Here is a 24,317-nt window from a genome sequence, read left to right as displayed (position 1 = left end):
GTCATGGCCGCTTCCGAGAGGTCGGATACGGTCGGAGGACACCCCCGCGGCCCTCCGTCCACCCGGCGACCGGTTAGGGCGGCCTCAGTGGGTCCCGCGTCCGCCCGATGGGGCAGGATGCCAGGGACAAAGTGGCGAGATCAGGAGGCAGACACCGTGTCCGCGAACAGCTTCGGCGCCCGTGACACGTTGCGCGTTGGCGACGAGTCGTACGAGATCTTCCGGTTGGACTCCGTGGAGGGCTCCAACCGACTTCCCTACAGCCTGAAGGTCCTCCTGGAGAACCTTCTGCGCACCGAGGACGGTGCGAACGTCACCGCCGACCACATCCGCGCCCTGGCCGGCTGGGACGCCAAGGCCCAGCCCAGCCAGGAGATCCAGTTCACCCCCGCCCGGGTGATCATGCAGGACTTCACCGGCGTTCCCTGTGTCGTCGACCTCGCCACCATGCGCGAGGCCGTCCGCGACATGGGCGGCGACCCGGACAAGATCAACCCGCTCGCCCCCGCCGAGCTGGTGATCGACCACTCCGTGATCGTCGACCTCTTCGGCCGCCCCGACGCCTTCGAGCGCAACGTCGAGATCGAGTACGAGCGCAACCAGGAGCGCTACAAGTTCCTGCGCTGGGGCCAGACCGCGTTCGACGAGTTCAAGGTCGTCCCGCCCGGCACCGGCATCGTGCACCAGGCCAACATCGAGCACCTGGCGCGCGTCACCATGAGCCGCAACGGCCAGGCCTACCCCGACACCTGCGTCGGCACCGACTCGCACACCACCATGCAGAACGGCCTGGGCATCCTGGGCTGGGGCGTCGGCGGCATCGAGGCCGAGGCCGCCATGCTCGGCCAGCCGATCTCCATGCTCATCCCGCGCGTGGTCGGCTTCAAGCTCAACGGCCGGCTCAAGCCCGGCACCACCGCCACCGACCTCGTGCTCACCATCACCGAGCTGCTGCGCCAGCACGGTGTGGTCGGCAAGTTCGTCGAGTTCTACGGCGAGGGCGTCACCTCCGTGCCGCTGGCCAACCGCGCCACCATCGGCAACATGAGCCCCGAGTTCGGCTCCACCGCCGCGATCTTCCCGATCGACGACGAGACCATCCGCTACATGCGCCTGACCGGCCGCTCCGAGCAGCAGGTCGCCCTGACCGAGGCCTACGCCAAGGCCAACGGCTTCTGGCACGACCCGGCCAACGAGCCCGAGTTCTCCGAGTACCTGGAACTCGACCTGGGCGACGTCGTCCCGTCGATCGCCGGCCCCAAGCGCCCGCAGGACCGCATCGTCCTGGCCCAGGCCAAGGAGACCTGGCGCCACGACGTCAACAACTACGTCTCCGACGAGGCCGACGAGGCGGGGGAGGAGTCCTTCCCGGCCTCCGACGCCCCGGCCCAGCACGCCAACGGCCGCCCGCACAAGCCCGTCAAGGTCACCATGGCCGACGGCACCGAGACCGAGATCGACCACGGCGCCGTCGTGATCGCCGCGATCACCTCCTGCACCAACACCTCCAACCCGTCGGTCATGCTGGGCGCCGCCCTGCTGGCCAAGAAGGCGGTGGAGAAGGGCCTGTCCCGCAAGCCGTGGGTCAAGACCTCCATGGCCCCGGGCTCCAAGGTCGTCACCGACTACTACGAGCGCTCCGGCCTGACCCCGTACCTGGACAAGCTGGGCTTCAACCTGGTCGGTTACGGCTGCACCACCTGCATCGGCAACTCCGGCCCGCTGCCGGAGGAGATCTCCAAGGCCGTCCAGGACAACGACCTGGCCGTCACCGCGGTGCTGTCCGGCAACCGCAACTTCGAGGGCCGGATCAACCCGGACGTCAAGATGAACTACCTGGCCTCGCCGCCGCTGGTGGTCGCCTACGCCCTGGCCGGGTCCCTGGACGTGGACATCACCACCGAGCCCCTGGGTGTCGGCAAGGACGGCGAGCCGGTCTACCTGGCCGACATCTGGCCGACCGCCGAGGAGATCCAGGAGGTCATGGACTCCGCGATCGCCGCCGACATGTACGAGTCGGCCTACGCGGACGTCTTCGCCGGTGACGAGCGCTGGCGCTCGCTGCCCACCCCGACCGGCAACACCTTCGAGTGGGAGGGCGAGTCGACCTACGTCCGCAAGCCCCCGTACTTCGAGGGCATGGCGCAGGAGCCGTCCCCGGTCACCGACATCACCGGTGCCCGCGTCCTGGCCAAGCTGGGCGACTCGGTCACCACCGACCACATCTCCCCGGCCGGCGCGATCAAGCCGGGCACCCCGGCGGCCGAGTACCTCAAGGCCCACGGCGTGGAGCGCCGCGACTTCAACTCCTACGGTTCCCGTCGCGGCAACCACGAGGTGATGATCCGCGGTACGTTCGCCAACATCCGCCTGCGCAACCAGATCGCGCCGGGCACCGAGGGCGGCTACACCCGCGACTTCACCCAGGCGGACGCCCCGGTGTCGTTCATCTACGACGCCGCGCAGAACTACGCGGCGCAGGGCACCCCGCTGGTCGTCCTGGGCGGCAAGGAGTACGGCTCCGGCTCGTCCCGCGACTGGGCCGCCAAGGGCACCAGCCTGCTGGGCGTGCGCGCCGTCATCACCGAGTCCTACGAGCGCATCCACCGCTCCAACCTCATCGGCATGGGCGTCCTGCCCCTGCAGTTCCCCGAGGGCCAGAGCGCGGACTCCCTCGGCCTGACCGGCGAGGAGACCTTCTCCATCACCGGCGTGACCGAGCTGAACGAGGGCCGCATCCCCGCCACGGTGAAGGTGAGCACCGACACCGGCGTCGAGTTCGACGCCGTGGTGCGCATCGACACCCCCGGTGAGGCCGACTACTACCGCAACGGCGGCATCCTCCAGTACGTGCTGCGCCAGCTGATCGCCGGGTAGCCACCTGGACTCCGCTGCCGTGCCCGACCGGCGCGGCGCGCGGTTCACGGGGCCGCCGTCGTCCGACCGACGACGGCGGCCCCCTTCGCTTTCCAGGGAAGGAGCGCCGCCGGAAAAGGGTGGCCGCCCGTCGAAGAAGCAGGTGGTACCGGGTCGAAGGTGTCCGAGACGGGGCACTATGCTCTGCCCATGCCCATCCCGCACCGTGCCGGCGGCCCGCTCCGCGCCCTGCTCCTCACGGTGGCCCCGGCCCTGCTGCTCCTGTCCGCCCCCGCCCCCGGCGCGGCCGATACGGCGGACGCCGCCGACGCCCCCGCGGTCGACCCGCAGCCGACCTACGCCGAGTACTTCGCCGGGCTGCTCGCCGCCGAGCCCGAGGGCACCGCGGTCGTGGTGGACGGCGCGATCGGCGGTGCCGTCCCGCCCGAGGAGATGGAGCGCGGGCTCCACGAGGCCTTCGAACCGCTCGGCGTCCCGTACCACGTGGTGGTCACCCCCTACCTCGGCGTGGGCAGCGACGCCGGGATGGGCGAGATCATGCCCGCCGTCCACGACCGGCTCGGCGCCGACGGTGTCTACGCCGTCCTCCCGGCCACGGGCGGGCTCACCGAGCTGCGCGTCTACGGGGCCGACCTGTCGGTGGACGGCGCCTGGGACGCCGTCCACGACGCCGAACTCCACGACGTCCCCGCCCACGAGGCGGCCCGGGTCCTGGTCGCCGGGCTGACCGGAGCCGAGCCCCCGGCCGAGTTCGCCGAGCGGGACGACGGGGACGGGTTCCTCGCCGGGTTCCGCGCCGACATCGACCCCACGCGCTACAACGGCCCCGAGAACCTCGGCTTCCTGGTGGGAACGGTGGGCGGCGCCCTGCTGGTCGGCGCAGGCTGGATCGCCTGGCGCCGGGCACGGCGCGGGCGCCTCCTCGTCCCCGCCGTGGTGGTGCTGGCGGCGTTGTCGGCGACCGGTGCGCTCGTCACCGCCACCTACACCCACACGGTGAACGCGCCCGTCGGCGGGCACGAGGTCGCCGACCCCGAGGAACTGGTCCGGCTGGAGCCGCCGTACGTGGTCTCCACCGGCCGGGTCGAGCACATCGCCGCCGCCCTGGCCGAGGACCCGCTCTACGTCGACCCGATCATGCCCCTGACCCGGGAGGGCCTGGAGGACGTCCCCGCCCTGCTCACCGGTGCCCCCGTCCCCGTTTTCGCGGCGGCGGTGCCGCTGCACCATGAGGACGAGGCCGGAGGGGACCCCGAGGTCCTGGCCGCGGCCCTGGCCTCCGTCGCCGAGGAGGACGGCGTCTACCTGGTCGTGGGACCCGGAGTCGACACCCCCCACGTCGGAGCGGCCGCCCGCGGGCTGGAGGTCGACTCCTACGCGCTGTGGTTCCCGATGACCTTCAACGAGGAGCCCACCCCGGCCGCCGCCCTGGAGACCGCCGTGGCCGACCTGTCCGAGTTGGAGTTTCCCCCCGGCGACGGCTACCGGCCGCTGTTCGCCGACGACGAGGCGAACCTGCCCGGCCCCCGCGCGGAGCGCTACTGGTCGGGCGGGTTCTTCGGGGGCCTGTTCCTGGCGGGCCCCTTGGCGGCCGCCGCCGTGGTCGCCGCCTACCACCTCGCCGTCTTCCTCCTCGCGCTCTCCCGGAACCGGGTCCCGGGCGTCGCCCTGAACGACCGTGCCCTGCGGCGCCTGGCCGTGCGCGAGGCCGACCGGGTCCGCGCGCTGGTGGAGAAGGAGCCCGACCGGATCCCCGGCGAGTTCATGCCCCAGGCCGAGGCCGCCCTGATGGTCATGGACCGCGACCCGCGGGGGCTCGACCTGCTCGGGGCCGCGGTGCTGTCGCGCCGGGTGCTGGCCGCGGTGCAGGACCCCGACACCGACACCGTGCCCTGCACCGTCGACCCGCTGCACCCCTTCGCCGCCGAACAGGTGAAGTCCCGGCGCCTGGGCGGCCGGGTCCCCCTGTGCGCGGAGTGCGCGCGGCTGGACGACTCCGCCCGGGCCGGGCGGGTCCTGCGGCTGCGCACCGGTGGCACGGCCCACTCCTACCGGGCGAAACCGGAGGACCCGTGGATCCGTCATTCCTTCGGGGCGCACCTGCCCCGACGCCTGGTCGACCAGCTGTTCGAGGAGAACCGTGTCCACTGACCCCCGCACGCTCGCGCGCCGGTGGGCCCGCGCGACGGCGCTGACCCTGGCCCTGTCCGCGTCCCTGGCCGGTGCCCCTGCCCTGGCCGACACCGCCTCCCCGACCGCGGAGGAGACCGCCGCCGAGGAGACCGCCAGCCCGGCGCAGGTGATCGCCGACGCCCTGGCCGAGTCCCCCGTCTACGTCGACTCCTCCTATGACGGCGCCTACGCGGTCGAGGCCCGCGAGCGCGTCGTGACGGCGATCGAGCAGCACGACCTGAACCTGTACGTCATCGTCGTCCCGCTGGTCGAGGGCGACACCTGGAGCGGGGAGAGCGAGGCGCTGGCCTCGGCCGTGCACGATCGCATGGGCGGCGGCGAGCGCCACTTCCTGATCTACGACCGCCGCGGCGACATGGAGGGCCACGACCTGGGCACCGACCCCGACGACTGGTCCAAACCCGCCTTCTACGGGGCCCTGGCCGCGAGCTACAAGACCATGGGCGGGCAGCAGACCCTGCCGACGCTGGTGGAGGCCGCGGTGGAGGCCGCCCTGGCCGACGACCCCGAGGCCGCCTACGAGACGGCGCAGCAGGCCTACTACGACCGGGTGGGCGAACCCCCGACGGGGAACCTCATGCCCGCGCGGTGGTGGAACCCGTGGATCATCGGCGCGCTCGTGCTCGCCCTGCTGGCCGGGATCGGCGTTCCGCTGTACCGGCGCCTGGACCGGTCCCGCCCCGGCGGGCTGCTGGGCCGCCGCCCGGCCGCACCGATCGCCCAGCACGCGGCGTTCGACAACGCCGACCGCGCCCAGCTGGAGTCGCTGGTCGAACGCGGCGGGCGCGACCTCATCGAACTGGGGGAGCGGCTCAGCTCGGACACCGGCGTCGACCCCCGGCACCTGGCCACGGCCCTGGACGCCCGCGACGCCGCCGCCCGCGTCCACGACCGGATGGTGAAGGAGGGCGCCACACTGCCCGACGCGGTCGGGGTGCTCGTGCTGCTGGACCTGGCCGAGGACGCCCTGGCCGGGCTGCGCGGCCCGCGCCGTCCCTGCTACGCCAACCCGTTGCACGGCAACGACACCCGGCAGACCCAGTGGCGCGAGTTCGGCGGGCTGCGCACCATCCGCGTTCCGCTGTGCCCCGAGTGCGCCCGCGCCGTGCGCGACCGGCGGCGGCCCACCGTGCTGCCGGCCGAGCACGAGGGCCGCTCCGTCCCCTACTACGAGGTGCCCGCCGAACGCAGCGTGTGGGCGGCCACCGGCTACGGGACGCTCACCGACGACCTGGTCGAGCGGATCCTGCGGGGCGGGCACCGGCCCGCCCGCTGACGGCGGCGGGACGGGTGACCTCTGTTGCGGCGGGGGTGGCGTTCCGTCGTAAGGTGGTCATGGAAAGCGGTCGATTCGGACGGGGTGGAACCCCGTCGGCCCCGGGCCGTCGCCGCGCCGCCGCGACCCGTGCGCACGACCGCGGATGCCCCTGCTCCGCGCATCCTGTCGGCGCCCCCTGTCCGGCCGCCCCGTGAGATCCGTGAAAGGCACGATGTTGGACGACCCCGCAGAGGAATCCGCCCCGCGCACCGTGGGCGGTTACCGCTTGGTGCGCTCGCTGGGGCGCGGCGGTTTCGGCGAGGTGTTCCTCGGTGAGGCCGAGGACGGGACCCGGGCCGCGGTGAAGGTGCTGCACGCCTCGTGGGCGGGGGACGCGGACATGCGGCGCCGGTTCGCCGCCGAGGTCGAGCAGGCGCGTCGGGTGAGCGGTTTCTGCATCGCGGCGATCCTGGACGCCGACCCGGAGGCGGCGCAGCCGTGGATCGCGACCGAGTTCATCGACGGGCCGACGTTGCAGCGCGCGGTCGCCGAGGACGGGCCCCGGCACGGGGTGGAGTTGCAGCGGTTGGCGGTCAACACCGCGACGGCGCTGGCGGCGATCCACGCCGCCGGTGTGGTGCACCGGGATCTGAAGCCGGACAACATCATGTTGGCGGCGGACGGTCCGCGGGTGATCGACTTCGGCATCGCCCGTGCGGTGGAGGCCACCTCGGTGACCGCCAGCGGGGTGGTGGGCACCATCGGGTACATGGCACCCGAACAGCTGGAGGGCGCCCGCCTCACCTCGGCCGTGGACGTGTTCTCCTGGGGCGCGGTCATGGTCTACGCCGCCACCGGCCGCGAGGCCTTCCACGCGCCCACCCAGGCGTCGCGCATCGCCCGTATCCTCAGCGGCGGCCCCGACCTGGGCGACCTCGCCGAACCCCTGCGGGGCGTCGTCGAACGCTGTCTGGACAAGGAGCCGGACCGGCGCCCGGACGCCTCCTCCCTGCTCAACCTGCTCATCGCCGGCCCCCAGGGCCCGGCCCCGGCGTCCGGCGGCGCCGTGAACCCCACGCTGGTGGCCCCGGCCACCGGTGTGGACCCCACCCGTGTGGCGCCGCCGCACAACGTCGACCCCACCCGCGCCTACACCCGATCGGCCCCGCCCCCGGCCGCGCCCGTCGGGCCCCCGGCCGCCGGAGCGGCCGCCCCGGCCCCGGGCCCGGCGTCCACCCCGCGGCCCGGCCCCGGGAACACCGGCGCCTCCGGGTACCACACCGGTGTCGGCGGCGTCCCCCCGTACCACTTCGCGGGCATTCGCTTCACCGACCCCGGAGCCCTGGCCGAGGCCATGCAGGGCGACTGGGCGGCGGCCGTCCGCGTGTTCGGCGACCCCACCGAGCGCGCCCTCCTGGGCGCCTGGCTCATGGACGACCTGGGCGACACCGTCGTCGACCGCTCCCTGTTCCGCCGGCACGCCGACGACGCCAACCTGACCCTGGCCTCCTTCATCGCCCAGACCCGGCCCGACCTGCCGCCGGTCTTCCGCGGCCGCGGCGCCACCCTGGCCGAGCTCGGCGGGCTGTTCTCCGACCCGCGACCCGTCATCACCGGGGCGCCGATGTCCAACGAGATGGCCCTGTTGGCCCGCCCCGAGGTGCTGCGGACCATGGGCCTGCACCACGGTCCCGACCCGGCCGCGTACCAGCGCCTGGCCGACTCCCTCAACGCCGCCGAGCACGCCGGGAACACCTTCCACCAGGAGCTGTCCGGCCGGCTCGCCGGGTGGCGGGCGGCGAGCCCCGACGTGAACCCGGCGCTGATCCTCACCTTCCTGCTCCACCCCGAGCGGATGGTCCCGCCCCACGACGGCGGCGACGCCGGGGTGGGGGAGTGGATCGACATCCTGTGGCGTCGGGTGGAGGCCTCCCCCGGCCCGGCCGGGGTGGGGTACGCCGCCGCGATCTACGGTGCCGTCCCCACCCTCCAGGCGCTCTCCCGCCAGCGCCGGTACTGGGAGGAGCGCTACACCAGGGTCGCCACCGAGCACGAGTCGCTGCACGACAAGGTCATGCAGCAGCAGCGCTACTTCCAGATCCGCCGCTACTGCAACTACGCGCTCTTCGGCTTCCCGATCGGGATCGTCATCGGCATGTCCGGCCAGGCCGAACGGCTGGGCGATCTGCTGGTGTCGCTGTCGGTCCTGGCCCTGGCGGCCTCGCTCGTGCTCTCGCTGGTCCTGCGCGTCGGCTACGGCGACGTGGTGCGCCGCGGGCAGCGGGTGATGGAGCTGAACAACGCCGCGGCCCAGCTGCCCGAGCTGACCTCGGGTGTGGAGCGCATCCGCGCCGACCTGGTCCACGCCCGCCGCCTCACCGGCGGCTGACCGGCCGGAAGGGCGTGTGGAGCGTCACCGCGGGCCGGGTCCCGGTCCGCGGTGACACAGCGGCGGTGGGGCCGCTCAGGACTCCGCCTCCCACGGGCGGGGGGCGCCCGTCGTGGCCAGGGCCGACAGGCGGGTGACGACGGCGGCGCGCGCCAGCCGGTAGGGCCGCTCCGGGTCGTCCTCCAGCAGGGAGTCGGAGTTGGCGGTCTCCAGGAACGAGGCCAGCTCGAACACCAACAGGTCCACGTCGGTGTCGGCGGACAGCTCGCCCAGCTGCACGGCGTCGGCGGCGTTGCGGGTGAGCAGGCCGCGCCACTCGCGGCGGGTCTCCGCCAGGGCGTCGCGCACCCGGCCGGGGCGGGACTCGAACTCGGCGTTGACGGTGTAGAAGAAGCAGCCGCCCGGGAACACCCGCCCCTGCGAGTAGCCGACCCAGTTCTCGAACAGCCGCCACAGCCGGGAGACCCCGGGGCGGACCTCCAGGGCCCCGTTCACGACGTGGTCGGCGAAGATGCGGCGCCCGGCGCGGATCGCGGCCAGCTGCAACTCCTCCTTGGAGCCGAAGTGGGCGAACACCCCGCTCTTGCTGACGTCGAGCTCCTTGGCCAGGCGGCCCAGGGAGAGCCCCTCCAGCCCTTCGACCGAGGCGATGTCCACCGCGCGGCGCAGCACGGCGCGCCGGGTCTGGTCGCCCCGCTGGACGCGGCCGTCGGTCCGGGTCGCCATGCGTGTACCTCCCGCCGCCCTCGCCGGGCGGTCCTTGTTCGAACGACAGGTCGGTTACGAGGAAAGAGTAGCCGCCACTTGACGTCAGGCCTCTTTCAAACAAATAATACGATCGTTCGTATACTTTGTGAAGCGAAGGAGATCCCATGGGTGCGGTCAGGCCACTCCCCCTCGTCGGTGCCGCCGTCAACGCGCTGGCACTACCCGCCCCGCGCCTGGCCGGGTCACTGGCCCGGAGGATGTGGGCGGCCCCCGCCCCGCCCCGTGTGATCCCGGACGAGGACCGGGAACTGCACGAGTCGGCCGAGACCGGGACGGTCCGCGTCGGCCGCTGGGACGTGGCCACCTACACCTGGGGCGATACCACCCGCCCGGTGCTGCTCGCCCACGGATGGCGCTCGCGCGCCGCGCGCTTCGCCCCGCTCGTCCGCCGCCTGGTCGACCTCGGATACGGCCCGGTGTCCTGGGACGCCCCCGGCCACGGGGCGACGGGCGGGCCGCTGGGCAGCATCCTCGACGCGCTGCGGATCCAGCGCCACCTACAGGAGCGCCACGGCCGCTTCCACGCCGTCGTCGCCCACTCCATGGGCGCGCCCTTCGCGGTGCACGCCCTGCGCGAAGGCATCGAGGCGGACCGGGTGGTCCTCCTCGCCGGGGTGTCGAACTTCGACTACCTCCTCACCGCGTTCTCCGACGCCCTGCGGCTGAGCCCCCGCGTCCTGCGGGCACTGCGCTCGGACGTGGAGCGCCACTACTTCGACGCCGACCCGACCGTGTGGGAACGCTTCTCCACCACCCACCGGATCGACACCCTCGACCAGCCGTTCCTGCTCCTGCACGACGACACCGACGAGGTCGTGCCCTTCGCGCACTCCCTGCGCACCATGGAACACCTCGGCGGACGGGGCCGGATGATCGCCACCACCGGCCTGGGCCACAGCGGAGCCCTCTTCGAGAAAGAGCATCTGGACGCCATCACCTCCTTCGTCCAGGGCGCCGACCTGCCCGTCCCCGCGGACCGGCCCGGCCCCGCATGATCCGGGGCGGGGCGGATCGGGGGACCAGCACCGCCCGATCCGCCCCGCCGACCCGAAGAAGGCAAGGAGAGCCCCATGACCACCGCGCCCCACCCGATCGACCTGGAGGTCCTGGCCGTCACCGCCCCGCGCGTGGCCGGCGAACGGGCCCTGCGCCTGTGGAGCGACCCGGGCGATACCTCCACCGTCGACCGCGACCGCGACGTGCACGAACGCGCCCGCGTCGACCACCTCGACCACCGGTGCCGGCGGGTCGCCGCCTACACCTGGGGGGAGGGCACGCGCCCCGTCCTGCTGGTCCACGGCTGGGGCTCGCGCGCCGCCCGCCTCGCCCCGCTGGTCCGTGCCCTCACCGCCTCCGGGCACACCGTCGTCTCCTGGGACGCACCCGGGCACGGCGCCACCGGCGGTCCCGCCGGTACCGTCCTGGACGCGCTGGCCATCGCCCGCCGGCTCCAGGAACAGCACGGCGACTTCACCGCCGTGGTCGGCCACTCCCTGGGCGCGCTGTTCGCCACCCACCTGGTGCGCGAGGGGATCCGGACCGACAGGTTGGCCCTGCTGTCGGCGATGGCCGACTTCGAGGGCACCCTCGACGGCTTCGTCGCCGCCCACGGCTGGGGCCCACGGGTGAACCGGGCCCTGCGTCGCGCCATCGAGGACGCGTTCTTCGACGGGGACCGGGACATCTGGAAGCGCTACGCCACCGTCCGCGACGCCGACGCCCTGGAGGTGCCGGTGCTGCTGTTCCACGACGTCGACGACCCGCTGGTCCCCCACGCCGAGTCCGTGCGGGTCCTCGCCGCGATGGGGGCGGGGGCCAGGATGGTCGGCACCGTCGGCCTCGGGCACAACCGCATCCTGGCCGATCCTGACGTCCTGGAGCGGCTCACCGCGTTCGTCGCCCCGGTCAGGGCCGCGGCGTGGTGAGGTCCGTCTCCCGGGTGTTGCCGATGATGACGTCGGCGTGCTCCCGTGGCCGCTCGGCAGCGTAGAACACCGCCTCCTGATCGGCCCAGACCCGCCGGAAGGGGGCGTACAGCCCCGCGTCCCCGCGGGAGTCCAGCCGCCGGTCGCGCACCGTGTCGGAGGCGTCCACCCACACCGACAGGTCCACGTGGGGGCGCACGATCCGGGCACCGGAACCGCACCCCTCCACCACCAGGACCCCGCCCGCCGCCACCGGTCCCGGCAGCGCGCACTCCTCCTCGGAGAACCGGTCGCGCGTCCAGTCGTAGCGCCGCCAGTGCGCCGCGCCCCCGGTGCGCAGCGGCTCCAGCACCCACGCCACCAGCAGTTCCGGGGCCCGCGCCAACCCGTGCCACCCCGGGTACAGGTCGTCCATCGGCAGCACCGCGGCCGCCGTGCCCCGCGCGGCCAGCGTCGCGCGCAGCCGCTCCGCCACCGTGCTCTTGCCCGAACCGGAGCGGCCCTCCACGGTGACGACGCGCACGCGCCCGCGGTCCCCGGGAACGGCCGCGGCCAGCCGGGCGTCCCATCCGTCCCGGTCGGTCGCCACATGTAGAGAGGTCACGTTCGGACCCTAACGTGCGCCGGTGGGCGGTTTCCGCTTGCGTTCAATGCTTGTAGCATTCGACACAGAGGGCACGGTCGAACCGTGCCGTGACCGATCGAGAGGGACGCCCGGTGACCGACACCGCAGTGACGCCGGGATCCCAGTCCGCCCTGCGGCAGGCCAACGAACGCCGGATCGTGGACGTCCTGCGCCGGGACGGCACCCGCACCCAGGCCGAACTGGCCCGGGCCACCGGTCTGTCCGCCGCGAGCGTCTCCAACATCGTGCGCGGCCTGCGCGCCGCGGGCACGGTCTCGGTCCACGACACCTCCTCCAACGGCCGCCGGGCCCGCGCCGTCACCCTGGTGCGCCCGCCGGGGGCGGTGGTCGCCGTCGACTTCGCCCCCGAACGGGTCACGGTCGCCGTCGGGGACAGCGAGGGCAACATGCTGGCCCGCGAGGAGATCGACTACGACGTGGCCGCCGACCCCGAGCGGGGGGTGCGCCGGGCCTCCTGGCTCGCCGAGACCACACTGCTGCGGGCCCGTATCGACCTGTCCACGGTGGCCTCGGTGGTGGCGTCGGTGCCGGGGCCGATCGACCCGCACGGCGGCGAGGTCGGCGGTATCTCCTGCCTGCCCCGTTGGGCGGGCTTCCGGCCCGCCGAGGCGCTGGCCGAGCGGCTGGGGGTCCCGGTCATCGCGGAGAACGACGCCAACCTCGCGGTCCTGGCGGAGCTCCACAAGGGGGCGGGCCAGGGCGCCGAACACCTCATCCACCTGGTCATCGGCGACGGGGTGGGCGCGGGCATCATCGTCTCGGGCGGGTTGTTCCGCGGGGCGGGCGGCACCGCGGGCGAGGTCGGGCACATCGCGCTGGACCCGCGCGGCCAGGTGTGCCGCTGCGGCAACCGGGGCTGCCTGGAGACGTTCGTGGGCGCCGGGTACCTGTTGGACATGCTGCCGCAGAACACCTATGTCTCCCACGGCCCCGGCCCGGCCGCCGTGGGGGACCTGGTGGGCGCCGCCCTCTCGGGCGACCCGGGCTGCCGGCGCATCCTCGCGGAGGCGGGCACGGCGCTGGGCCAGGGCGTGGCGATCATGGCCAACCTGTTCAACCCCGACCGGGTGATCGTCGGCGGCGACCTGTCCGAGGCCGGTGAGCTGCTGCTCGACCCGATGCGGCGGGCCATGGAACTGGGGGCGCTGGGCAGCGCCCTGTCCCGGCTGGAGCTGCTGCCCAGCGCGCTGGGACGCGATGCCTCCCTGTACGGAGCCCTGCGCATGGCGGCGCAGAGCGTCCGCTGAGCGACGCACGGTCGCCGAAGGCCCTTTCTTGACCTTCCCGTGGTGAAGCTTTGTGCTGCCCGTACGTGGTCGTCCGTGTTCTTTCCGCGCATGCTGGGAGGGTGTCGTCTTTCGCTTATGCGCCCTGACCTGCGATTTCTTTGTTTTTAACGGCTGAACGCAAGATCCGTGATGTTTCGGTTATGTGTTCAGGAGTTGACGACAAGGCTGCGCCGGGGTCTACTTCACAACATCACTCGCGAGTTCACATCCGTCCCCCGCACGTCAGAAAGGTGCAGCGTTGAGTACACGCACCGCACACCAGCGCATGGTCGTCGGAGGCTTCGCCGCCGCCGGCGCCGCCCTCACCCTTCTCGTTTCCGGCTGTGGTTCGCTCACCACTTCGGGCGAGGACGCCGAGAGGGAGGTCCACAGCATCGAGGAGGGCTTCCACGTCGGCCTCCTCCTGCCCGAACTCCAGACGGCCCGTTACGAGGCGTTCGACAAGCCCTTCTTCGAGGAGGCGCTCAACGAGTTCTGCCCCAACTGCGAGCTGTCCTACGCCAACGCCGACCAGGACGTCGACGAGCAGCAGACCCAGGCCCAGGCCATGCTCACCGACGGGGTGGACGTCCTGGTCCTGGACGCGGTCGACTCCGCGGCCGCGGCCGGCACCGTCAGCGAGGCCCAGGCCCAGGGCGTCCCCGTGGTCGCCTACGACCGCCTCGCGCAGGGCGGCGTCGACATGTACGTCTCCTTCGACAACCACCGTGTCGGCCAGGTCCAGGCCGAGGCCCTGATCGCGGCCCTGGAGGAGAGCGGCACCGCCGGTGACGGCCAGATCGTCATGATCAACGGCTCGCCCACCGACCCCAACGCCGCGGACTTCAAGGCCGGCGCCCACGAGATCTTCGAGGACCAGGTCGACATCGGCCAGGAGTTCGACACCCCGGACTGGTCCCCGGACCAGGCCAACAGCCAGATGGAGGGCGCCATCACCGCCCTGGGCGTCGACGAGATCATCGGCGTCTACTCCGCCAACGACGGCATGGCCTCGGGCATCATCGCCGCGCTGCGCAGCGCCGGTGTGGAGGTCGACGACCTGCCGCCGGTCACCGGCCAGGACGCCGAACTCGCCGGCATCCAGCGCATCATCGCCGGTGAGCAGTACATGACCGTCTACAAGGCCATCCAGCCGGAGGCCCGGATCGCCGCCGCCATGGCCGTGGCCCTGGCCACCGACACCGACCCCGAGCTCGGCGAGTACACCCTCACCGACGTCGAGGACGCCAACGGCGAGACGGTCCCCGCGGTCCTGCTCGAACCGATCGCGGTCACCGAGGAGAACGTCGGCGACACCGTCGTCTCGGACGGGATCTACACGATCGAGGAGATCTGCACCGACGACTACGCCGACACCGAGTTCTGCCAGGAAGCCCTCTAGGCACGGTGCGACGCCCCGACGGGGCGGGCGGGCCCCCGCCGCCCGCCCGCCCCACTCCGGGACGAGAGAAGAGATAACGAACGCATGAGTACACCAGTCCTGGAACTGTCCGGGATCTCCAAGACCTTCGGGGCGGTACGCGCGCTCAGCGAAGTCGACTTCCAGGTCGCCGAGGGCGAGGTCGTCGCCCTCCTGGGGGACAACGGCGCCGGTAAATCCACGCTGGTCAAGGTCATCTCCGGCGCCCACCCCGCCGACAGCGGCGGCGTGATCCGCTGGGACGGCCGACCGGTCTCCATCGGGGCGCCCGCCGACTCCCAGCGCCTGGGCATCGCCACCATCTACCAGGACCTCGCCCTGTGCGACAACCTGGACATCGTCGCCAACCTCTTCCTGGGCAACGAGAAACTGCACTTCCCCGGCACCCTCGACGAGGTCGAGATGGAGAGCCGGGCCAGGGAGCTCCTCGACTCCCTGTCGGTGCGCATCCCCAGCCTGCGCGTGCCGGTGGCCTCCCTCTCCGGCGGCCAGCGCCAGATCATCGCCATCGCCCGCTCCCTGCTGGGCCAGCCCCGCGTGGTGATGCTCGACGAGCCCACCGCCGCCCTGGGCGTCGCCCAGACCGCCCAGGTCCTCGACCTCATCGAGCGTCTGCGCGACCAGGGCCACGGCGTCGTCCTGATCAGCCACAACATGGCCGACGTCCGCGCGGTCGCCGACCGCGCCGTGGTGCTGCGGCTGGGCCGCAACGCCGGCGACTTCCCCATCGCGGAGACCAGCTACGAAGAGATCGTGGCCGCCATCACCGGTGCCGCCGACAACCCGGTGAGCCGCCGTACGCAGCGCACCGGTTCCTCGGCCCTGGCCACGGAGGACAAGTGATGACCCAGCAGACCCCGGTTTCCAAGGCACCCGGAAAGGGCGGGACCGCGCCGGCCGAACCCGTGCGCGACCCCCGGCTGCTGACCACGGCCGCCTCGCCCAGGGGCTGGCTCCAGGCACTGCGCCGCAACCTGCGCAGCGGTGAACTGGGGCCCATCCCCGTCATCGTGGGGCTGCTGCTGATCGCCGTCGTCTTCCAGTCGATGAACGACCGCTTCCTGTCGCCGCAGAACCTGTCCAACCTGACCCTTCAGATCGCCGCCATCGGCCTGATGACCACCGGTGTCATCATGGTGCTGCTGCTGGGCGAGATCGACCTGTCCATCGGATCCGTCGCCGGCCTGTCCGCGGCCGTGCTGGCGGTCCTGGCGGTCAAACAGGGCGTCCCCGAATGGGGCGCCATCGCCGCCGCGGTCGGCGCCGGCCTGTTCATCGGCCTGATCCACGGCACGGTCTTCGCCAAACTCGGGGTACCCGCGTTCGTGGTCACCCTGGCGGGCCTGCTGGGCTGGCAGGGTGTGCACCTGTACCTGATGGGCTCCGACGGCACCATCAACATCAGCCCCAACGGGGCGATCGCGATGCTCACCCAGACCTACTTCGTGTCGTTCATGGGCTGGGCCATCGCCGCCGTCTCGGTGGGCCTGTACGTCGTGTCGGTGGTCCTGGTCGAGCGGCGGCGCCGCCAGGCCGGCCTGCCCTACAAGCCGCTGAGCGAGATCGCGTTCCGCGCCCTGCTGCTGGCCCTGCCGATCCTGGGCGGGGTGTGGGTGCTCAACCAGTACAAGGGCGTGCCGCTGGCCTTCCTCATCTTCGTGGGCTTCGTGGTCGTCCTGGACCTGATCCTGCGCAAGACCCGCTACGGCCGCATGGTGTACGCGGTCGGCGGCAACGCCGAGGCGGCCCGCCGCGCCGGCATCAACGTCGACCTCATCCGCATCTCGGTGTTCGGCATCGCCTCCACCCTGGCGGCGCTGGGCGGCATCATGCTCGTCTCCCGCAACTTCGCGGCGAGCGTGTCCACCGGCAGCGGCGCCGAGCTGATGATGGCGATCGCCGCCGCGGTGATCGGCGGCACCAGCCTCTTCGGCGGCCGCGGCAACGCCTACTCCGCGCTGCTGGGCGGCCTGGTCCTGGGCGCCATCACCTCCGGTCTGCTGCTGCTCCAGATGGACACCTCGGTGCGGTTCATGATCACCGCGGCCGTCCTGCTCATCGCGGTCATCATCGACGCCGTCTCCCGCAACGGTCGCAAGACCAACGCCCGGGGCGGCGCCTGACACCCGCAGTACCCCCGTTCCCTCCCGGGAAAAGGGGCGGCGCTCACTCCCCGCCGCCCCCACGCCCCGGTCCGGCCCCGGTAGCCGGACCGGGGCCTCTCCGTGCCCGCCACCGCCCACCCCCGCCGTCCCGACGACGCCTCCGGTCCGAGGCCGGCGGCGCCGGGCGGTCCGCCTGTGATGTGCGTCGCTCCGGGTGGAGGGCGCACCGGGACGGTCCGGTGCGCGCGGGGACGGGACCGGGGCGGCGGTCGGCGGGGGCGGCCCGGTACCGCGGCGACCGGGGCGGGAACGGCGCACAACGGCGTTGAACTGCGCGGACGTTCGGTCGGGGCCGCCGGGACGGGGGCGTGAACGCCTTCCGCCCTCCCCGGGGGCCGGTGCGGCCGCAGGTCCCGGGTGCGCAGAGGCGAAGGTCCCGGTCGGCGGGGGTGCCCGAGGGACCCGCGGGCGCGTTGCTAGGTTCGCCGTGAAACCACCGCCCGCGCGGGGCCGCACACGGTTCGCCACGTGCACGCCCCCTCTTCGCCGTGCCCCGGGACCGCCCGGGCCCCGCGCGGGCACGAACCACGGGAGCAACGGGCATGCGCACCATCCTCGTCGTCGGCGCCGGGCAGTCCGGCCTGCAACTCGCCCTCGGCCTGCTGGCCGAGGACTACGACGTCACCCTGGTCAACCCCGACGGCCCGGAGGAGATCCGCGCGGGCCGCGTCACCTCGACCCAGTGCCTGTTCGGGCCCGCCCTGCGCCGCGAGCGGCGGCACGGACTCTCCCTCTGGGAGGACCGGGCCCCGCAGATCCGCGGTGTCGGCCTGCGCGTCGCCCCCCGGGAGGGAGACGCGCCGGGGCCCTCCTGGCTCGGACGCCTGGAGGAGCCCGCCCGCTCCGTCGACCAGCGCCTCAAGCTCTCCGCCTGGCTGGACCTCTTCGTCCGGGGCGGCGGCCGCCTGATCCGCCACCGGGTGCGCCCGGCCGAACTGCCCGGGCTCGCCGCCGAGTACGAGCTGGTCGTGGTGGCCGCGGGCCGGGGCGGTCTCGCCGAGGTCTTCCCCCGGAACACGGCCCGTTCCCGGTACGACGCCCCCCAGCGCTCGCTGGCCCTGGTCTACGCCTCGGGGGCGGACCCCCACCCCGACGGGCCCGCGCTCTCCCGCACCGCCGTCCCGGGTGCGGGCGAGGTGTTCAGCCTGCCCGTGCTGTCCCTGAACGGCCCCTGCGACGCGCTCATGGTCGAGGCGGTGCCCCGAGGCCCCCTGGACGACCCGCTGCCCGCCACCGCACACGCCGGGGACGTCCTGGACCGGGTGCTGCGGGTGGTGCGCCGCCACGCGCCCTGGGAGTACGAGCGGTTCGCCGGAGCCCGCCCGGCCGACCCCATGGCCGCCCTCACCGGCGGGTACGCGCCCGCGGTCCGCGAACCCGTCGCCCGCCCCGGCGGGGGCGCACCGGTCCTGGGCATGGCCGACACCGTGGTCGCCAACGACCCCATCACCGCCCAGGGGGCCAACATGGCCTCGCTGGCCGCCGACGTCTACCGGCGCGCCATCGTCGACCACGGGACGCGCCCCTTCGACGAGCACTTCATGCGCGGGGCGTTCGCCGAGTACTGGCGGCGGGCACGCCAGGTCACCGCATGGAGCCGGGTGATGCTCTCGGGGCCGCCGCACGTGTGGGAGCTGTACCGGCTGGCGGCCCGCCACCAGGGGACCGCCGACCGGTTCGCGAACTCCTTCGCCGACCCGACCGGGCTCATCGAGTGGTTCCTGCACCCGGAACGGGCCCTGGAGTACATCGACGGGTTGTCCCGGCCCGCGCCCGTGGGCGGCCGCTCCCGCTGACCCCGACGGGCGCCGCACCCACCGGCGGGGCACCGCCCGGGGACCGGACCGGGCGTGATCACATCCCATGTCCCCACCTCCCGAACCCGACCGGGAAGGTGAGGATGTAGCGTCGCACCCCGTGCTCTCGGAATTCTTCTCGCCCACCGGACACGGGCTGCTCCCAGCGGGCGACGTCTGGACCTTCGTCGCCGTCGCCGCACTCGCCGTCGTCGCCGGGGCCGTGGTGCAGAGCACCGTCGGCCTGGGCCTCGGTCTGGTCGGCGCCCCCGTCCTGTCCCTGCTCGACCCCACCCTCATGCCGGGCGCGCTCCTGGTCACCGTCATCGTCCTGCCGGTCCTGACCCTGCTCCAGGAACGCCGCCACATCGACTGGCGGGGCATCGCCTGGGGCCTGCCCGCCCGCCTGCCCGGAACGGTCCTGGGGGTCTGGGTGGTCGCCGTCCTGCCGCCCCGGGCGCTGGCCGGGGCGGTCGGCGCCATGGTGCTCATCGCCGTCGCCCTGTCCCTGCGGTCCTTCCGGGTGCGCATCACCCCGGTCTCCCTGGTCGCCGCGGGCACCCTGTCCGGGTTCGCGGGCACCGCCACCTCCATCGGCGGGCCGCCCATGGCCCTGCTCTACCAGTACGAGGAACCCGCCCGGGTGCGCGCGACCCTGGCCGCGTTCTTCCTGTTCGGCGGCGCCCTCTCACTGGTCGCCCTGGGGGTCGGCGGGCAGCTCGACACCCGGATCCTGGTGGTCGGGGCGGCGGGGATCCCGCTGGTCGTCCTGGGCTTCGCGGCGGGCGTCGCCCTGCGCAGCCGGGTCAAGGCCGGCCCCCTGCGCCTGGGCATGCTCGCCGTGGTGGCGACCTCGGCGATCGCCCTGCTGGTCCAGGCCGTTCTCGGATAACCTCGGCGGGGCGGCCGGACGGCGAAGACGCTCCCCAGAGCGGGTAATGTACCCCGGAAACCGTGCCGGGGCGGCGTTCCCGCGGTTCGAGGTCCGCCCGACGGGGGGACGCGCGACACGCGTGTCCTCCTTGTTGCACCGCCATGACCGGTGTCGGGCGGAACCCGTGGACGCCGCACCATAAACTCGGGTATGTATACCTGCCGGTAGCCGAACCCGGCCCACGTCAGGGGCCCGGTGCGGCAAATTCAACCGACACGCTGGACGAGGGGACTGACGAGACAGTGACACTGTTCGAGTCGATGCACAATCCGGAAGCTCTCAAGCGGCTTCCGGCCGATCAGCTCCCGGTCCTGGCGCAGGAGGTCAGGGACTTCCTGGTCGACTCCTGCTCGCAGACCGGCGGTCACCTCGGCCCCAGCCTCGGCGTCGTCGAGCTCACGATCGCGCTGCACCGGGTCTTCGAGTCCCCCGAGGACCCCATCCTGTTCGACACGGGCCACCAGGCCTACGCGCACAAGATCCTCACGGGCAGGCACGACTTCAGCAACCTGAAGTCCGAGGGCGGCCTGTCCGGCTACCCCTCCCGGGCCGAGTCCGAGCACGACTTCATCGAGAACTCCCACGCCTCCACCGCGCTGTCCTACGCCGACGGTATGGCCAAGGCCAACGAGGTCCGCGGCGTGCGCGACCGCACCGTCGTCGCCGTCATCGGCGACGGGGCCCTCACCGGCGGCATGGCCTGGGAGGCGCTCAACAACATCGCGGAGAAGAAGGACCGCCGCCTCGTCATCGTCGTCAACGACAACGGGCGCTCCTACTCCCCGACCAGGGGCGGCCTCGCCGACCACCTGGCCTCCCTGCGCATGGCCCCCGGCTACGAGCAGGCGCTGGGCCTGGCCAAGAGCACCCTCAACCGCACCCCGGTGGTCGGCCAGCCCCTCTACGAGGCCCTGCACGGCCTCAAGAAGGGCATCAAGGACGCCATCCAGCCCCAGATGATGTTCGAGGACCTGGGCCTGAAGTACCTGGGCCCGATCGACGGCCACGACGAGCCCGCGCTGGAGAAGGCGCTGCGCCGCGCCCGCGACTTCGGCGGCCCGGTGATCGTCCACGTCATCACCCAGAAGGGCAAGGGGTACGCCCCCGCCGAGAACCACGACGAGGACCAGTTCCACGCCCCCGGCCCCTTCGACGTCGCCACCGGCCGGGCCAAGCCCGGCTCCAAGGCCCTCAAGTGGACGTCGGTGTTCGCCGACGCCATGGTCGAGATCGGCGCCGAGCGCGAGGACGTGGTGGCCATCACCGCCGCCATGCTCCACCCCACCGGCCTGAACAGGTTCGCCGACGCCTACCCCGAGCGCACCTTCGACGTCGGCATCGCCGAGCAGCACGCCGCCACCGCCGCCACCGGCATGGCCATGAACGGCCTGCACCCGGTCGTCGCCGTGTACGCGACCTTCCTCAACCGCTGTTTCGACCAGGTGCTCATGGACGCCGCCCTGCACCGCCAGGGCGTCACCTTCTGCCTGGACCGGGCCGGCGTCACCGGCAACGACGGCGCCAGCCACAACGGCATGTGGGACATGTCCATCCTCCAGGTGGTCCCCGGACTCCGCCTGGCCGCGCCCCGCGACGCCGAGCGCCTGCGCACCCTGCTGCGCGAGGCCGTGGCGGTCGAGGACGCCCCCACCGTCGTCCGTTACCCCAAGGGCGCCGTCGCCGAGCACCTGCCCGCCCTGGGCAAGGTCGGGTCCATGGACCTGCTGCGCAGCGCCGCCGACGGCGGCCGCTCCGAGGACCTGCTCATCGTGGGCGTGGGCACCATGGCCCAGGTGGCCTGCGAGGTCGCCGACCGGATGGCCGACCAGGGCATCGGCGTCACCGTCATCGACCCGCTGTGGGTCAAGCCCCTGGACGAGGCGCTGGTCGCCGAGGCCGCCCGGCACAGCGTCGTCGCCGTGGTCGAGGACAACGGCCGCACGGGTGCCGTCGGCGACGCCGTGGCCCGCCTGCTGCGCGACAACGACGTGGACGTGCCGGTGCGCACCTTCGGCATCGCCCAGGAGTTCCTGGACCACGCCAAGCGCGACACCATCCTCCGGGAGCAGGGCCTGACCCCGCAGGAGCTCTCGCGCAAGCTCACCGAGACGGTCTCACGCCGCACCGAGGGCGCCGGCGACCCGGCCCTGGCCGACAAGACGGTCTGACCGTCCTGGACGGGAGGGGTCCTGCTGCCAGAATGGGGGCATGACCTCTCCCGACGATCCCCGCGCCGAGGAAGAACCCGCACCGCTCAAGGTGGCCGTCATCGGCTCCGGGCCGGCCGGTCTGTACACGGCCGACTCCCTGACACGGCAGCGGAGGGTGCCGGTCCGCGTCGATGTCATCGACCGCCTGCACACCCCGTACGGGCTGGTGCGGTACGGGGTGGCCCCCGACCACACCAAGATCAAGGGCGTGGCCCGCGCGCTGCGGCGCATCCTGGAGCACCCCGGCGTGCGCTTCGTGGGGGGTGTGGAGTTCGGCGTCGACGTCACCCGGGACGACCTGGCCCGCACGCACAACGCCGTCGTGTACGCCACCGGGGCCGCCACGGACCGGCACATGGGTGTGCCGGGGGAGGACCTGCCCGGCAGCGTCGCCGCCACCGACTTCGTCAACTGGTACTGCGGGCACCCCGACAGCGAGATGCTCCGGTTCGTCCTGGACAGCGAAGAGGTCGTGGTGGTGGGCGCCGGGAACGTCGCCCTGGACGTGGCCCGCATCCTCGTCAAGACCGCCGACGAGCTGCGGCACACCGACATCCCCCAGCCCGTCCTGGAGGCGCTGGCGGCCAGCCGGGTGCGCACCGTCCACCTGCTGGCCCGGCGCGGTCCGCTCCAGGCCAGGTTCACCGCGCCCGAGCTGCGCGACCTGCTCGAACTGCCCGACGTCGACCTCGTGGTGGACCCCGCCCAGGTCGACATCGACCTGACGCGGATCCGCGGCGAGGTCGCCCGTGCCGCCCGCACCAACCTGCGCCTGCTGCGCGAGCGCGCCGCCCTGCCGCCCAAGGGGCACCCGCGCGCCGTCCACCTGCACTTCTGGTCCCGGCCCCGGGAGATCCTGGGCGCGGACCGGGTGACCGGTGTACGGGTGGAGCGCACCCGCCTGGACGGCGAACACCTGGTCGGCACGGGGGAGACCGTCGACCTGCCCGCGGGCATGGTGCTGCGCTCCGTCGGCTACGCGGGCGTGCCGATCCCGGGTGTGCCCTTCGACGAGGCGTCCCGCACCGTGCCCCACCGTGACGGCCGGGTGCTCGACACCCGGGGCCGCGTCGTGCCGGGGGACTACGTGGCGGGCTGGGCCAAACGGGGCGCCACGGGAGTGATCGGCACCAACAAGTCCGACGCCGCGGCGACCGTGCGCTCCCTGCTCGACGACGCGCCGGCCCTGCTGGCGGACGCCCCCGACCTGGTGGACCTCGCCGAGGTGGTCAAGGGCAGCGACTACGACGCCTGGCTGCGCATCGACGCCGCCGAGGCCCGCCGGGCCGCGGAGCTGAACCGCGGCGAGCGGGTCAAACTCCACGGCTGGGCGGCCCACCGGGACGCCATCAGGTGACCTCGCCGGAGGCCGCGCCGTAGGTGTTGCAGCCGCCCACGGTGGCGTCGTTCCAGCCCTGCTCCAGCCAGTGGGCCCGGTTGGTCGCGGTGCCGTGGGTCGGTAGGTCGCCGCCGCCGTTGAAGTTGTCGTTGACCCACCGCAGGGACCGCTCGTCGGCGTCGGTGATGGCGCGCAGCCCGATCCCGGCCATGCACTCGGCCTGGAGCTCGGTGCGGCGCAGCGTGTCCAGCTCCTCCTCCTCGCTGGACGACTTGCGGCGCAGGTCGTGGGAGATGTCGAGGATGCCGGTCACGTACTGCACGTGGTGGCCGTACTCGTGGCCCATGAGGGCGATCCACACGTCCTCGTGCGCCTGCTCGGGGATCTGTCCGCCGAGCGTGCGAACGTTGGGCAGGACCACGGTGATGCGCTCGAAGTCGCTCTCGTAGTAGGCCAGGGTGTACCCCTCCTCGTCGCCGGAGTCGGGGGACTCCCGGGTGACGGTGATCTCGGGGGTGTCCACGCTCAGGCCGAGGTCGTCGAAGACGGGTGCCCACAGCTCGTCCAGGCAGTGGCCGGTCGCGGTGGCGAACTCCTCCCAGGAGTCGTCGGATCCGGAGTCCAGCTCGGGTACGTCGCAGGCGATGTCCTGGGGGGTGGCGGCGTCGTACAGGGGGTGGTCGGCGATGTCGACGGCGACCTGGGCGGGCGGCTCGAACAACCGGTCGTCGTAGTGGGCGGCGAGGTTCTCACCGGTGGGCGTCGGCTCGGGCTGCGGCGTGGTGGAAACGATGACCACGCTGGCCACCAGCGCCGCCAGTGCGACGGTCGCCGCCACCGCGGACGCCGCCAACACCCTGAGCCCGCGCCGCCGAGGCGGCGCGGGCGGCGGTCCCCAGTACTGCGGCGCGGCCCACCCCCCGTACTGCCCGGTGTGTCCCGGCGCGTACGGCGCCGTTCCCGCGCCCTGCCACGGCCCGCCGGGAACGGGTGCCCCGGGGTACGGCGGCATGCCGGGCGCCCCCTGCGCACCGCCCGCGTACGGCGATGCGCCCGTGACGGGTGCGCCGTGAGCGCGCGGACCGCCCGCGTACGGCGGCGCACCCGG

At 73.2% G+C, this 24,317-nt stretch carries 17 protein-coding genes; 14 read left to right on the top strand and 3 right to left on the bottom strand.

Going from position 1 to position 24,317, the window contains the following annotated elements; translation table 11 throughout:
- Window positions 1–156: 156 nt before the first annotated feature.
- The 4 genes from acnA (at window position 157) to QJS33_RS11570 (ending at window position 8,717) form a co-directional block, all read left to right on the top strand.
- Entirely contained in the window at window positions 157–2,877 is a 2,721-nt protein-coding gene (acnA, locus tag QJS33_RS11585) for an aconitate hydratase AcnA (protein WP_306367923.1), read from the top strand.
- A gap of 189 nt (window positions 2,878–3,066) precedes the next feature.
- Window positions 3,067–5,028, top strand: a complete 1,962-nt coding sequence (locus QJS33_RS11580) for a hypothetical protein (RefSeq protein ID WP_306367922.1) — start codon at window positions 3,067–3,069, stop codon at window positions 5,026–5,028.
- Complete coding sequence (locus tag QJS33_RS11575; RefSeq protein ID WP_306367921.1) at window positions 5,018–6,346, top strand: hypothetical protein; 1,329 nt, start codon at window positions 5,018–5,020, stop codon at window positions 6,344–6,346. The genes QJS33_RS11580 and QJS33_RS11575 overlap by 11 nt, the downstream gene beginning before the upstream one ends.
- Before the next feature lie 202 nt (window positions 6,347–6,548).
- Window positions 6,549–8,717 (top strand): serine/threonine-protein kinase, encoded by a 2,169-nt coding sequence (locus QJS33_RS11570; protein ID WP_306367920.1) that lies wholly within the window; start codon window positions 6,549–6,551, stop codon window positions 8,715–8,717.
- A gap of 75 nt (window positions 8,718–8,792) precedes the next feature.
- Here the strand turns inward: QJS33_RS11570 and QJS33_RS11565 are convergent, their stop codons facing one another.
- Window positions 8,793–9,443, bottom strand: coding sequence for a TetR/AcrR family transcriptional regulator (locus tag QJS33_RS11565; protein WP_306367919.1), 651 nt, complete (start codon window positions 9,441–9,443; stop codon window positions 8,793–8,795).
- Window positions 9,444–9,589: 146 nt separating this feature from the next.
- Between QJS33_RS11565 and QJS33_RS11560 the strand changes: the two genes are divergently transcribed.
- Both QJS33_RS11560 and QJS33_RS11555 read left to right on the top strand, forming a co-directional pair.
- The gene (locus QJS33_RS11560; protein WP_306367918.1) at window positions 9,590–10,480 is read left to right on the top strand and encodes an alpha/beta hydrolase; all 891 of its coding nucleotides are present in this window, start codon (window positions 9,590–9,592) and stop codon (window positions 10,478–10,480) included.
- A gap of 75 nt (window positions 10,481–10,555) precedes the next feature.
- Window positions 10,556–11,410: an alpha/beta hydrolase gene (locus tag QJS33_RS11555; RefSeq protein ID WP_306367917.1), complete on the top strand. Its 855-nt coding sequence runs from the start codon at window positions 10,556–10,558 to the stop codon at window positions 11,408–11,410.
- On the opposite strand, the gene QJS33_RS11550 is transcribed toward QJS33_RS11555, so the two are convergent.
- Window positions 11,391–12,014 carry a uridine kinase gene (locus QJS33_RS11550; protein WP_372339642.1) on the bottom strand — a complete coding sequence of 208 codons (624 nt, stop codon included), beginning with the start codon at window positions 12,012–12,014 and terminating at the stop codon, window positions 11,391–11,393. The genes QJS33_RS11555 and QJS33_RS11550 overlap by 20 nt on opposite strands.
- Window positions 12,015–12,127: 113 nt before the next feature.
- Here QJS33_RS11550 and QJS33_RS11545 point away from each other — a divergent pair, with 113 nt between their 5' ends.
- The 8 genes from QJS33_RS11545 (at window position 12,128) to QJS33_RS11510 (ending at window position 23,227) form a co-directional block, all read left to right on the top strand.
- The gene (locus QJS33_RS11545) at window positions 12,128–13,303 is read left to right on the top strand and encodes an ROK family transcriptional regulator (protein WP_306367916.1); all 1,176 of its coding nucleotides are present in this window, start codon (window positions 12,128–12,130) and stop codon (window positions 13,301–13,303) included.
- Between the two features lie 307 nt (window positions 13,304–13,610).
- Window positions 13,611–14,726 (top strand): substrate-binding domain-containing protein, encoded by a 1,116-nt coding sequence (locus tag QJS33_RS11540; protein ID WP_306367955.1) that lies wholly within the window; start codon window positions 13,611–13,613, stop codon window positions 14,724–14,726.
- An 84-nt stretch (window positions 14,727–14,810) separates the two neighbouring features.
- Window positions 14,811–15,608 carry an ATP-binding cassette domain-containing protein gene (locus QJS33_RS11535; protein WP_306367915.1) on the top strand — a complete coding sequence of 266 codons (798 nt, stop codon included), beginning with the start codon at window positions 14,811–14,813 and terminating at the stop codon, window positions 15,606–15,608.
- A complete protein-coding gene (locus tag QJS33_RS11530; protein ID WP_306367914.1) occupies window positions 15,608–16,888 on the top strand; it encodes a sugar ABC transporter permease in 1,281 nt (426 codons plus the stop codon). The genes QJS33_RS11535 and QJS33_RS11530 overlap by 1 nt, the downstream gene beginning before the upstream one ends.
- A gap of 584 nt (window positions 16,889–17,472) precedes the next feature.
- On the top strand, window positions 17,473–18,726 hold the full coding sequence (locus tag QJS33_RS11525; protein WP_306367913.1) for a styrene monooxygenase/indole monooxygenase family protein: 1,254 nt from the start codon (window positions 17,473–17,475) through the stop codon (window positions 18,724–18,726).
- Window positions 18,727–18,847: 121 nt separating this feature from the next.
- Window positions 18,848–19,618: a sulfite exporter TauE/SafE family protein gene (locus tag QJS33_RS11520; RefSeq protein ID WP_306367912.1), complete on the top strand. Its 771-nt coding sequence runs from the start codon at window positions 18,848–18,850 to the stop codon at window positions 19,616–19,618.
- Between the two features lie 284 nt (window positions 19,619–19,902).
- Window positions 19,903–21,828: a 1-deoxy-D-xylulose-5-phosphate synthase gene (gene dxs / locus QJS33_RS11515; RefSeq protein WP_306367911.1), complete on the top strand. Its 1,926-nt coding sequence runs from the start codon at window positions 19,903–19,905 to the stop codon at window positions 21,826–21,828.
- Window positions 21,829–21,868: 40 nt separating this feature from the next.
- Window positions 21,869–23,227: an FAD-dependent oxidoreductase gene (locus QJS33_RS11510; RefSeq protein ID WP_306367910.1), complete on the top strand. Its 1,359-nt coding sequence runs from the start codon at window positions 21,869–21,871 to the stop codon at window positions 23,225–23,227.
- On the opposite strand, the gene QJS33_RS11505 is transcribed toward QJS33_RS11510, so the two are convergent.
- Window positions 23,220–24,047 carry a neutral zinc metallopeptidase gene (locus tag QJS33_RS11505; RefSeq protein WP_306367909.1) on the bottom strand — a complete coding sequence of 276 codons (828 nt, stop codon included), beginning with the start codon at window positions 24,045–24,047 and terminating at the stop codon, window positions 23,220–23,222. The genes QJS33_RS11510 and QJS33_RS11505 overlap by 8 nt on opposite strands.
- Window positions 24,048–24,317: the final 270 nt, after the last annotated feature.

The organism is Nocardiopsis sp. CC223A (assembly GCF_030766825.1).
Lineage (GTDB): Bacteria > Actinomycetota > Actinomycetes > Streptosporangiales > Streptosporangiaceae > Nocardiopsis.
Note: the sequence above shows the minus strand (reverse complement) of the source record. Positions and strands in the feature narration are given on the sequence as shown.